This window comes from Flavonifractor sp. An112 (genome assembly GCF_002161085.1).
In the GTDB taxonomy this organism is placed as follows: domain Bacteria; phylum Bacillota; class Clostridia; order Oscillospirales; family Oscillospiraceae; genus Flavonifractor; species Flavonifractor avicola.
The window spans coordinates 148130-159586 of the sequence record NZ_NFLU01000005.1; the positions used below are offsets into that span (position 1 = coordinate 148130).

The following is an 11457-nucleotide window of genomic DNA, read 5'->3' on the forward strand; positions in this document are numbered from 1 at the left end:
CCAACCCAAATTTTACCGAGCGGTTTGCTCGGTTTTCGCCACCATAGTAGCACGGTGGGACAGGGAAGTCACCTCTTTTTTCAGCTTTTTTACAGAACATTTTCAGTAAGCAGGTTTTCTGTCTGTTTATGGTTTGTTTTTTTCTTTTTCTATGGTATACTGTACACTTGCGAAGATTTTCCCGGCCTGAGCCGGGGTGAACAAAAAAGGAGTACGACATGATCACTGTTTCCGACCTGACCCTGGCATACAGCGGCCAGCCCCTGTTTTCCCATGTGGACCTGCAGTTCACCAAGGGCAACTGCTACGGCATCATCGGCGCCAACGGCGCCGGCAAGTCCACCTTCCTGAAGATCCTCTCCGGCGATCTGGAGCCCACCTCCGGCGAGGTGTCCATCCTGCCCAAGACCCGTATGTCCGTTCTCAAGCAGGATCAGAACGCCTACAATGCCTACACCGTCATGGATACCGTCATCATGGGCAACAAGCGCCTGTATGACATCGGCAAGGAGAAGGACGCCCTCTACGAGAAGGAGGAGATGACCGAGGAGGACGGCATCCGTGCCTGTGAGCTGGAGGAGGAGTTTGCTGAGCTGGGCGGCTGGGAAGCCGAGAGCGACGCCTCCCGCATCCTCCAGGGCTTGGGCGTGGGCACCGAGTTCCACCAGACCTCCATGGAGACCCTGGACGCCCGTCTGAAGGTGAAGGTGCTGCTGGCTCAGGCCCTGTTCGGCAATCCCGACATCCTGCTGCTGGACGAGCCCACCAACAACCTGGACATCAACGCTGTCAACTGGCTGGAGGACTTCCTGCTGGACTTTGAGGGCACCGTCATCGTGGTCAGCCACGACCGCCACTTCCTCAACACCATCTGTACCCACATCGTGGACATCGACTACAACAAGATCAAGCTCTATGTGGGTAACTACGACTTCTGGTACGACGCTTCTCAGCTGATGCAGAACCTGATGAAGAACCAGAACAAGAAGAACGAGGAGAAGGCCCAGGAGCTGAAGGAGTTCATCTCCCGGTTCTCCGCTAACAAGTCCAAGTCCAAGCAGGCCACCGCCCGCCGGAAGCTGCTGGAAAAGATCACCCTGGAGGAGATCCCCGCCTCCTCCCGCCGCTACCCCTGGGTGGCCTTCTCCCCCGACCGGGAGGTGGGCAAGGATATCCTCTTCGTCACCGACGTGTCCAAGACCATCGATGGGGTGAAGGTGCTGGACAAGGTATCCTTCATCGTGGGCCACGGCGACAAGATCGCCTTCGTGGGCGACAACGAGAACGCCCAGACCGCCCTCTTCAAGATCCTCACCGGCGAGATGGAGCCCGATGAGGGCACCGTCAAGTGGGGCCAGACCGCTACCTTCTCCTACTTTCCCAAGGACAACACCGAATTCTTCAAGGACTGCGACGACAACCTGGTGGAGTGGCTGCGGCAGTGGTCCTCCGACCCCCACGAGGCCTACCTCCGGGGCTTCCTGGGCCGGATGCTCTTCTCCGGCGACGAGGTGTATAAGCCCGTCAAGGTCCTCTCCGGCGGCGAGAAGGTGCGCTGTATGCTCTCCCGCATGATGCTGTCCGGCGCCAACGTGCTGCTGCTGGACCAGCCCACCAACCACCTGGATCTGGAGTCCATCGCCGCTCTGAACAACGGCCTGGAGGCCGTCAAGTGCAACGTGCTGGTGGCCTCCCACGACCATCAGCTCATCCAGACCGTGTGTAACCGGGTGTTCGATTTCACCGCCGACGGTCAGCTCATCGACCGCAAGATGACCTACGACGAGTACCTGGAGAGCCAGAAGGCGGACGCATAACAAGCAAAACAGCGGGACGGCTTGCCGTCCCGCTGTTTTTATGGATTTCCGCCCCCTATAGGGCGGCGGAGATAGAAGAGCAGCCCCGCCAGATCGGCCAGTCCCCACCCGATGGGTACCGCCCACCAGATGCCCTTCAGGCCGATGGCCGGAATGGGAGCCAGAAGGTAGGCCAGAGCCACCCGGGTACCCAGGGAGACCACCGTCAACACCACCGATACCCCGGGCCGCCCCAGCCCCCGGAAGAGGCCGTAGAGCAGGAAGAGGATGCCGATGCCGCAGTAGCATAGCCCCTCGATACGCAGATACTCCACCCCGATGGCGATGATCTCGGTCTCTCCCGGCTCCACGAAGAGGGCCATCAGGGGGGCGGCGAAGAGACACACCAGCAGGGAGCTGACCACGCAGAAGAGAATGGACACTACCACGGCGGAGCGGATGCCCCGGCGGATGCGCTCCGGCTGGGAGGCTCCGGTGTTCTGGGCCACGAAGGTGGAGAAGGCGTTGCCGAAGTCCTGGACGGGCAGATAGGCGAAGGCGTCGATCTTGACGGCGACGGCAAAGGCGGCCATCACGTTGACCCCGAAGGAGTTGACCAGCCCCTGCACCATCAGGATGCCGAAGTTCATCACCGACTGCTGCACGCAGGTGAGCAGGGAGTAGTGGATGATGCGGCCCAGCTCTCCCCGCCGGAAGGTGCAGTGCTCCTGTCCCAGGCGGAGGAGCGCCACCCGCCTCCAGCAGTAGAGCGCAATCCCGGCGGCGGACACCCCCTGAGCCAGCACCGTGGCCCCGGCGGCTCCCGCCACCCCCCAGCCCAGACCCAGCACGAACCACAGGTCCAGAGCAATGTTGAGCAGGGTGGACAGGGCCAGAAAGACCAAGGGGGCGGTGGAGTTACCCACCGACCGCAGCAGGCAGGCGAAGTAATTGTATAAGAAGGTGAAGCAGATCCCCAGCAGCACCACCCGCAGATAGGCGTGGGTGTCGTCCCAGGCCTCCGCCGGGATACGCAGCAGAGTCATCACCGGCTCCAGCAGCAAAAGCACCCCCACATTGAGGATCACCGCCACGGCGCCGATGAAGAGGAAGGAGAGGAAGAGGCAGCGCTTCAGCTCCTCCTCCCGCCGGGCCCCGTGGAGCATGGACCACAGAGCCCCGCTGCCCATACACAGCCCCAGCAGCACCGAGGTGAGGAAGGTCATCAGAGTAAAGGAGAAGCCCACCGAGGCCAGGGCGGAGGGCCCAAGGGCCCGGCCCACGATGAGGGTATCGGCAATGTTGTAGCACTGCTGCAGCAGGTTGCCCGCGATCATGGGCGCGGCAAAGCAAAGCATGGGCCGGGTGATGCCGCCCCGGGTCAGATCAATCTGCATGGTCATTCCACATCCCTTTCCAGGGCATGATAGCAGGCCCGGGGAAAAAATACAAGAGTGGCCTTGCCTTTTGAGCCAGGAAACGATAAGATAAGATGTGCAAAAAAACCGTGCGTTTTTAACCATTTCGTGCTATACTACATATTCGAACTTACTTCATCCGGAAAGGATGCTGACCATGCGAAAAGAGATCCTTTTGCCCGCCATTGCGGTGGTGGGCGGCGGGGCCGGCTTCGCCCTGCGGCGCTGGGAACTGGCTACCGCTTTTGAGGCGGACACCGGCCTTCCCATCTCCGGCGCTCCCGCCACCATGGCCCTCATCGCCCTGTCGGTGGTGGTGGCTGCCGTGCTGCTGATCCTCAGCTTTATGGGGAAGTATCCCCGATTCAGCGGCTATGACCAGGCTTTTTCTGCCAAGGACAACACCCTGTATGCCATGGCGGGGATACTCTCCGGCTTCCTGCTCATCGGGGCGGGCGGTCTGATGGCCTATGACTTTGCCACCGGGGCCAATCCCATCTACACCCGCCTCATCGTGGCGGTGCTGGCGGTGGCCTCCGGCCTGTGCGTCATGTCCACGGTGCGGGACAATTTTAAAGGGGAGAACAAGGGCAAGTACAGCGTGCCCCTGCTCATCCCGGCCTTTGCCTTCTGCGTGTGGCTCATCGCCGCCTACCAGGTGCGGGCGGGGGACCCGGTGCAGCTGGACTATGTGTACGAGCTCTTTGCCATCATCGCCGGCCTGCTGGGGCTCTACTTTATCGCCGGTTTCTCCTTTGACAAGGGTAAGTGCGTCCCCGCGGTGTTCTTCTGCCTGATGGGTGTGTATTTCTCCCTGGTCACCCTGGCCGATGAGCACGACTGGGCCACCCTGGTGCTCTATGGCTTTACCATTCTCTATCTGCTGACTTCCAGCGCTTTGCTGCTGTACAATGCCGCCCGGCCTCTGCCAGAGGAGCCGGTCGAGAACGATACGGAGGGATCCTCTGATGTCTGAGAAAAAGAAATTTTATATCACCACCCCCATTTACTACCCCTCGGACAAGCTCCACATCGGCCATGCCTACTGCACTGTGGCCACCGATGCTATGGCCCGGTATAAGCGGCTGTGCGGCTATGATGTGCTGTTCCTCACCGGCACCGACGAGCACGGCCAGAAGATCGAGGACAAGGCCAAGGCCGCCGGCGTCTCCCCCAAGGAGTATGTGGACAACATCGTGGAGGGCCCCCAGGGCGTCAAGGACCTGTGGAAGCTGATGAACATTTCCAACGACCGGTTCATCCGCACCACCGACGACTACCATGTGGCCGCCATCCAGAAGATCTTTAAGAAGATGTATGAGAAGGGCGACATCTACAAGGGCAAGTATGTGGGCAAGTACTGCAAGCCCTGCGAGTCCTTCTGGACCGAGAGCCAGCTGGTGGACGGCAAGTGCCCCGACTGCGGCCGTGAGGTCCAGGACGCCGAGGAGGAGGCCTACTTCTTCCGGCTGAGCAAGTACGCCGACCGCATCCAGGACCTGCTGGAGAACACCGACTTCCTGGAGCCCCGCAGCCGGGTCAACGAGATGGTGAACAACTTCATCAAGCCCGGCCTGGAGGACCTGTGCGTCTCCCGTACCTCCTTCCAGTGGGGCATTCCCGTGGACTTCGACCCCGGCCATGTGGTGTATGTGTGGATCGACGCCCTCTTCAACTACACCACCGCCCTGGGCTTCATGAACGACAAGTACGACGACTATGAGAAGTACTGGCCTGCCGACGTCCACTTCATCGGCAAGGAGATCGTCCGCTTCCACTCCATCATCTGGCCCGCCATGCTCATGAGCATGGAGATGCCCCTGCCCAAGAAGGTGTTTGGCCACGGCTGGCTGCTGCTGGACGGCGGCAAGATGAGCAAGTCCAAGGGCAACGTGGTGGACCCCTATCTGCTGGCCCAGCGCTACGGCGTGGATTCCCTGCGCTACTTCCTGCTGCGGGAGTTCCCCTTCGGCACCGACGGCAACTTCTCCAATGAGGCCCTCATCGGCCGCATCAACACCGACCTGGCCAACGACCTGGGTAATCTGGTGAGCCGTACCACCGCCATGGTGGGCAAGTACTTCGGCGCGCACCTGCCTGCCGGCTGCGGTGCCACCGGAGACGAGGCGGATCTGGCCAATCTGGTGGCTCAGTCCATGGGCAATGTGGGCCTGTCCATGCAGTTCCCTGAGGACGATCCCCAGAAGTTTGACGTGGAGCTCATCGCCATGGCCGCCCAGCTGCGCAACACCTATGAGGACAAGATGGAGCAGTATGCCTTCCAGGACGCCCTGATGGAGGTCTTCAAGCTCATCGGCCGGGCCAACAAGTATATCGACGAGAACAAGCCCTGGGCTCTGGCCAAGGACGAGACCCAGCAGGACCGTCTGGCCCATGTGCTGTACAATCTGCTGGAGTGCGTGCGCATTTCCGCCGTGCTCCTCACCCCCTTTATGCCCGAGACCTGCGGAAAGATCTTTGCCCAGATCGGCGCCAATGACAGCCAGCGCACCTGGGAGTCCGCCGGTGTGTGGGGCGCGCTGTCTGACCAGGCTCCTGTGAGCAAGGGTGAGAACCTCTTCCCCCGCATCGACGCTGCCAAGGAGCTGGAGGAGCTGGCCGCTCTGGAGGAGGCCGCCAAGGCGGAAGCCGCTGCCAAGGCTGAGCCCGAGTATATTACCATCGACGACTTTGCCAAGGTGAAGTTCGTCACCGCCAAGGTGCTCTCCTGCGAGGCGGTGAAGAAGAGCAAGAAGCTGCTCCGCTTTACCCTGGACTGCGGCGAGGGCCAGCCCCGTCAGATTCTCTCCGGCATCCATGAGTACTACGAGCCCGAGGATCTGATCGGCAAGACCGTGGTGGCCTGCGTCAACCTGGCCCCCCGGAAGATGATGGGCCTGGAGTCCAACGGTATGCTCATCTCCGCCGTGAAGGAGGGAGCCGAGGGCCACGAGGAGCTCCACCTGCTCATGCTGGACGACAAGGTGCCCGCCGGCTGCACCCTGGGTTAATTGAAAGAAAAACAAAGGAGACGCTGCACAAGCAGCGTCTCCTTTTTTATAAATACTATGCAGCCAGCTCATTGTGCCGGTGGGAAGAATTCTTTATACTTTAAGAAACGGTTCAGGTTTTACAGGTCTGTTCAAGCCTGTGCCATTTCGAGAGGAAAGAAGGATCGCTATGAAAAAGGTTGTTTCCCTTGCGCTGGCCCTGGTCATGATGCTGGGCCTGTGTGCCTGCGGCGGCGGTTCCGCCGCGCCGGAAGAGGAGGACCACTCCGACGCCATCCGTCTGGCGGTACAGTCCGAGGCGGCTGTGGAGTGTATGTTCAGCTATGCCAACGTGAAGAACGTCCTGGCCTCTGTGACCAATACCGATGACAACGGCGACGGCACCTATGAGGTCAATGGCTACATCACCGTGATCGACGACTACGGCGACCGCTACAAGGCAAAATTCGATGCCACCGTCTCTGTGGACGAGGACGGCGACGCCGACTGCGACAGCTTCAGCATGGAGACCCCCACCCGGGAGTAATACTTCCAATCCCTTCAAAACAAAGACGTGCTGCTATGCAGCACGTCTTTGTTTTTTGTTCTGTTATCGCTGGTCCAGGGGCACGAAGGGCCGCATGGGAGCCACAGCCTTGTAGGCGGGACGGATGATGCGGTTGCCCGGCTGGTAGACCTCCTCGATGCGGTGGGCGCACCAGCCCACGATACGGGCCACGGCGAACAGGGGGGTATACAGCTCCTGGGGGATGCCCATCATCTTGTACACCATGCCGGAGAACAGGTCCACGTTGGCGCACACCACCTTGTCCTCCCCCTTGACGGAGAGGAGCACCTCGGGGGTGAGCCGCTCCACCGTCTCGTACAGCTCGAACTCGTCCAGCATCCCCTTGGTCTCAGCCAGCTTCTTGGCGAACTTCTTGAGGATGACGGCACGGGGGTCGGAGATGGTGTAGATGGCGTGGCCCATGCCGTAGATGAGGCCCGACTTGTCGCCGGCTTCCTTCCGCAGCAGCTTGCCCAGGAAGGCGCGCACCTCGTCCTCGTCCTTCCAGTCCTTTACCGCGTCCTCGATGTAGCCGAACATCTCCATGACCTTCTTGTTGGCGCCGCCGTGGCGGGGGCCCTTCAGGGAGCCTACGGCAGCGGCGATGGAGGAGTAGAAGTCGGTGCCGGAGGAGGAGAGCACCCGGCAGGCGAAGGCAGAGTTGTTGCCGCCGCCGTGCTCGGCGTGGAGCACCAGGCACAGGTCCAGCAGCCGGGCCTCCTGCTCGGTGAACTGGTTGTCGTGGCGGACGGAGTAGAGGAAGTTCTCCGCCACGCTGAGTCCGGCCTGAGGCCGGTGGAGGTAGAGGGACTCGTCGTCATAGTAGTGGCGCTTCACGGCAAAGGCGTGGGCCACGATGACGGGCACCCGGGCGATGAGCTGGATGGCCTGCCGCAGCTGATTGGACAGGGACATATCGTCCGGGTTGTCGTCATAGGAGTACAGGGCCAGCACCGAGCGGGCCAGCTTGTTCATCACGTCGGGACTGGGGGCCTTGATGATCATGTCCTCGGTAAACATATGGGGCAGGGTGTGGTTGTCGCTGAGCATCTGCTGGAAAGCGGTCAGCTGCTCCCTGGTAGGCAGAGCGCCGAAGAGCAGCAGATAGGCGGTCTCCTCAAAGCCGAACCGGTTCTCCCGCACGAAGCCGTCCACCAGCTCCTCCACATCGATGCCCCGGTAGATCAGCTTGCCGGGGGCGGGGAAGCGCTCGCCGTCCTGGAGGTAATAGCCCAGCACGTTGCCGATCTGGGTGACGCCCGCCATGACGCCGGTGCCGTCGGCGTTGCGCAGGCCCCGCTTGACCCGATAGCGCTCGTAATCTGCCGGGTCGATCTGGTTATGTTTGCGATATTCCTCACATAGACTGTCAATGAAGTCCATGGATGTGCCCTTCTCGGCGTTTTGCATTTCCAGCCTCTCCTTTGCCCAAATTCTTTTACACGGTATTGTACAACCATTTTGCGGCACAGTCAATATGGAAAGTAAACGAAGTAAAAATTGAAATGGAATGAATCATAACTTGCAAAAAGAGGGGATGGTGTTTCCGATGAGACAGGTGGCGGCGGTTGCCCTGGCCCTGCTGCTGGCCCTATTTCTGCTGCCGCTGCTGCTGGTGCCCCAGGGAGAGGGGGCTCTGCCGGTGGAAAGCGGCAGTCTGCCCATTGACCGCACGGTGGTTACACCGGAGCCGGCCCTGGACAGCGCCCAGCAGGTAACGGTAAAGCGGTCCGACGGCACGGTGGAAACCATGGCCCTGGACGACTACCTGTGGGGGGTGGTGGCCGCCGAGATGCCCGCCGCCTTTGAAAGCGAAGCCCTGAAGGCCCAGGCGGTGGCCGCCCGCACTTATACCTATTCCAAAATGGAGCGGGAGACCTCCGGTCACCCGGAGGCCGACCTGTGTACCGACGTGAATTGCTGCCAGGCCTACCGCACCCGGGAGGATGCCGCTGCCAGCTGGGGAACCAACGCCCAGATGTATACCGACAAGATCGCCGCCGCTGTGGCGGACACCGACGGGGTGGCGGTACTCTATGAGGGCAGCCCCATTCAGGCCGTCTTTTTCTCCTCCGCCGACGGGCGGACGGTGGACGCGGTGGAGGTGTGGGGCAATTCCGTACCCTACCTCACCGGAGTGGACAGCCCCGAGGGGGAGGAGGTACCCAACTACCACTCCACTGTCACCCTGACGGCGGAGGAGTTCAAGACCGCCATTCTGGCCAAGTACCCTGGGGCGGACCTGTCAGGGGATCCCTCCGGCTGGTTTTCCAATACCGTGTCCAACTCCGCCGGAGGTGTGAGCAGCATAGATGTGGGGGGCGTCACCGTCAGCGGACAGGAGCTGCGTACCCTGTTCTCCCTGCGCTCCACCAGCTTTACCGTGTCCGCCGGGGCGGAGGGGGTGACCTTTTCGGTCACTGGCTACGGCCACGGGGTGGGCATGAGCCAGTACGGGGCCAACGCCCTGGCCAAGGAGGGCAAGGGCTATGAGGAGATTTTAAAGTGGTACTACACCGGGGTGGAAGTGGAACAATATACCCCTGGACAGTGAACTGCCCAGGGGTATCGCTTATGCCGTCAGTCGGGAAAGCGCGTATAGGGGAAGGGGACGCCGGAGTCCATCCAGCCTTCCCCAATGGCAACGGCCTCTTCGCCGTTCTCCGGCACGGACACCTGGTCCAGGGTCACCAAGAAGCCCTCCGCCGACGGGTCAAACCGGTATTGCTTCCACTCGGTCCGTCCCGCGCCGCTGGAGCCGTTGTGGCAGAGGATGTTGTCCTCGCGCACCACATAGAGACTCCGCTCCCAGCCCTCCACCGCCAGCACGGGCTGGCCGTCCACCAGGGTGTAGATGGCAAAGACATAGCCCTCATCCATGCTCCAGAATTCGCTGCCCACAAAGCCCATCAATAGCTCCTCTACCCCGTCGCCGTTTAGATCACGGAGTGTGTAGCCGATGGTACCAGCCGGGTCCCAGGAGGGGCAAATGAGGACGAGCAGCAGGTCCGGAAAGTCGATCGGCGGTCGTTTGCGAAGCAGGGCCTCCGCATACCGGGACAGAAGCGGACCATAGGCACTGAGCTCCCCGCCGGTGGGAGTGCCGGCGGAGACGGAGGACGCTCCGCCCCGCTGGACGGTGTTCTCTGCTGTGGCCGCAGCCGGGGGGTGAGTATCCACCATCCCGCAGGCGCAGCAGGTGACCACCAGCCCCAGAACCAGGGTCAGGCAGACTGCCCCTTTGCCCGGCTTGCGATAGCCCTTGATCCCCAGAAGCCGGGTTTTCAGCCGCTTCCCCTCCTGACAGAGGGGGGCGGCCATCCAGGGGGAGGGCCTTCCAGGCCGGGCGGCCAGCAGCAACAGCATATCCCCGTAGGCCATCCTCTGCTCCGGCGCCAGGGCACGGACCACCGCCTCGTCGCAGGACAGCTCGCAGTCCAGTGCGATGCGCCGCCCCATCCAGTGGACCAGGGGATTGAACCAGTGGAGGCTGGCCACCAGCACTACCAGCCACTTGTAGCAGATGTCCCACCGTCGGGCGTGGGTCAGCTCATGGCGGAGGGCGGCGGTCAGGGCGTGAGGAGGAAGGGACGGCCCGCCCTGGGGCAGGACGATCACCGGCCGAAAGACCCCCAGCAGCATGGGGGCGTTCACCTGGTTGCTGCAAGCCAGTTTCATCCGGCGGCTGTGGCCCAGCTCTTCAAACAGGGCCAGGGCCTCCGCGGTTGGCGGGGCGAGAGAGATACGGACCCGGCGGGAAAAGCGGGCATAGGCGGCGATATGCCAGAGGAAGAAGCCCGCCCCAACTGCCAGCCACAGGGAAACCAAGACGCCGGGAAGGGAAATGGCCGGGGCGGAGGGCTGGGTCGTCTCCGGTTGATCCACCGTGACCGGCTCCGACGGCGGAGTAATGGGAGCGGTCTGTGTGTCCGTCTGGTCCTGCCGTTCGGGAAGAATGGTTTCCTGCCGGACCATCTCCTGGGTAGGCTGAGGGGGCTGGGGCAGAGTGATGCCGTAGCCGAAGGGGATTAGAAAGCGGAGGAGCACCGCCAGCCAGAGATAATAGGAGACGGCCCTGGGCACCCTGTTTCCCGTCACAGGGCGCAGCAGCAGCAGAAGCGCGCACAGCAGGGAGCCGGACAGGGTGAGGGAGAGCAGGGTAAGCAGTACCTCTTTCATGTGGATTCCTCCTGATGGAACAGGGCGGACAGCTCGGCGATCTCTGCTTGGCTCAGCTGGCCGTCGGACAGCAGGGAGGCCACCAGCTTTTTGGCGCTGCCGTTGAACACCTGGTCCACCAGGTGGCGGGCGGACCAGCGGCCATATTGGGCCTGGGTGATGACCGCCCGGTACATTCCCCGGCGCTCCAGCTGAACGGCCCCCTTTTCGCACAGACGGCGCAGCAGGGTCTTGACGGTGGAGTCCTCCCAGCCGCACCGGGCGGACAGAATGCGGCGCAGCTCCGACAGCGGAGCCGGCTGGGGCAGGCTCCACAGGGCCTTCATAACCTCCAGCTCGGCATCTTGGATCTTTTCAGCACCAATACACATAGCGGCCTCCTTAAAGGTTTACTGTTGTAGCCTAAATAAAGATTACAATAGTAAACTTTATTTGTCAAGGGGTTTTCGCAGCGCGGGGAAAAATTTGATGGGCTGCCTAAAAATTTTTCAGCCTGGATGGGTCAA

9 protein-coding genes are annotated in these 11457 nt (G+C 61.6%); 5 read left to right on the forward strand and 4 right to left on the reverse strand.

Features of this window, described 5'->3' with window-relative positions; genetic code table 11:
- Positions 1–218 precede the first annotated feature (218 nt).
- Entirely contained in the window at positions 219–1817 is a 1599-nt protein-coding gene (locus B5E56_RS06425; protein WP_087188995.1) for an ABC-F family ATP-binding cassette domain-containing protein, read from the forward strand.
- Between the two features lie 38 nt (positions 1818–1855).
- Here B5E56_RS06425 and B5E56_RS06430 read toward each other — a convergent pair whose 3' ends face one another.
- Complete coding sequence (locus B5E56_RS06430) at positions 1856–3193, reverse strand: MATE family efflux transporter (RefSeq protein WP_087389145.1); 1338 nt, start codon at positions 3191–3193, stop codon at positions 1856–1858.
- 178 nt (positions 3194–3371) lie between these two features.
- Between B5E56_RS06430 and B5E56_RS06435 the strand changes: the two genes are divergently transcribed.
- The 3 genes from B5E56_RS06435 to B5E56_RS06445 all read left to right on the forward strand — a co-directional run bounded on the left by B5E56_RS06435 (position 3372) and on the right by B5E56_RS06445 (position 6751).
- A complete protein-coding gene (locus B5E56_RS06435) occupies positions 3372–4190 on the forward strand; it encodes a hypothetical protein (RefSeq protein ID WP_087389102.1) in 819 nt (272 codons plus the stop codon).
- Positions 4183–6225: a methionine--tRNA ligase gene (gene metG, locus B5E56_RS06440; protein WP_087389103.1), complete on the forward strand. Its 2043-nt coding sequence runs from the start codon at positions 4183–4185 to the stop codon at positions 6223–6225. Before B5E56_RS06435 ends, metG begins: the two co-directional genes overlap by 8 nt.
- A 169-nt stretch (positions 6226–6394) precedes the next feature.
- The gene (locus B5E56_RS06445; RefSeq protein WP_087329120.1) at positions 6395–6751 is read left to right on the forward strand and encodes a hypothetical protein; all 357 of its coding nucleotides are present in this window, start codon (positions 6395–6397) and stop codon (positions 6749–6751) included.
- Between the two features lie 63 nt (positions 6752–6814).
- Here the strand turns inward: B5E56_RS06445 and B5E56_RS06450 are convergent, their stop codons facing one another.
- On the reverse strand, positions 6815–8182 hold the full coding sequence (locus B5E56_RS06450) for a citrate/2-methylcitrate synthase (protein WP_087389104.1): 1368 nt from the start codon (positions 8180–8182) through the stop codon (positions 6815–6817).
- Positions 8183–8321: 139 nt separating this feature from the next.
- On the opposite strand from B5E56_RS06450, the gene spoIID reads away from it, so the two are divergent.
- Positions 8322–9326, forward strand: coding sequence for a stage II sporulation protein D (gene spoIID / locus B5E56_RS06455; protein ID WP_087389105.1), 1005 nt, complete (start codon positions 8322–8324; stop codon positions 9324–9326).
- Positions 9327–9352: 26 nt separating this feature from the next.
- Here spoIID and B5E56_RS06460 read toward each other — a convergent pair whose 3' ends face one another.
- Positions 9353–10951 carry a M56 family metallopeptidase gene (locus tag B5E56_RS06460; protein WP_087389106.1) on the reverse strand — a complete coding sequence of 533 codons (1599 nt, stop codon included), beginning with the start codon at positions 10949–10951 and terminating at the stop codon, positions 9353–9355.
- Positions 10948–11322 (reverse strand): BlaI/MecI/CopY family transcriptional regulator, encoded by a 375-nt coding sequence (locus tag B5E56_RS06465; protein WP_087189002.1) that lies wholly within the window; start codon positions 11320–11322, stop codon positions 10948–10950. Before B5E56_RS06465 ends, B5E56_RS06460 begins: the two co-directional genes overlap by 4 nt.
- Between the last annotated feature and the right edge of the window lie 135 nt (positions 11323–11457).

Excerpts from the sequence above, each read along its gene's own strand:
- metG (WP_087389103.1), top strand. The coding sequence starts at position 4,183 with ATGTCTGAGAAAAAGAAATTTTATATCACCACCCCCATTTACTACCCC.
- B5E56_RS06430 (WP_087389145.1), bottom strand. The coding sequence starts at position 3,193 with ATGCAGATTGATCTGACCCGGGGCGGCATCACCCGGCCCATGCTTTGC.
- B5E56_RS06435 (WP_087389102.1), top strand. The coding sequence starts at position 3,372 with ATGCGAAAAGAGATCCTTTTGCCCGCCATTGCGGTGGTGGGCGGCGGG.
- B5E56_RS06465 (WP_087189002.1), bottom strand. The coding sequence starts at position 11,322 with ATGTGTATTGGTGCTGAAAAGATCCAAGATGCCGAGCTGGAGGTTATG.
- B5E56_RS06450 (WP_087389104.1), bottom strand. The coding sequence starts at position 8,182 with ATGCAAAACGCCGAGAAGGGCACATCCATGGACTTCATTGACAGTCTA.
- B5E56_RS06445 (WP_087329120.1), top strand. The coding sequence starts at position 6,395 with ATGAAAAAGGTTGTTTCCCTTGCGCTGGCCCTGGTCATGATGCTGGGC.
- B5E56_RS06425 (WP_087188995.1), top strand. The coding sequence starts at position 219 with ATGATCACTGTTTCCGACCTGACCCTGGCATACAGCGGCCAGCCCCTG.
- B5E56_RS06460 (WP_087389106.1), bottom strand. The coding sequence starts at position 10,951 with ATGAAAGAGGTACTGCTTACCCTGCTCTCCCTCACCCTGTCCGGCTCC.
- spoIID (WP_087389105.1), top strand. The coding sequence starts at position 8,322 with ATGAGACAGGTGGCGGCGGTTGCCCTGGCCCTGCTGCTGGCCCTATTT.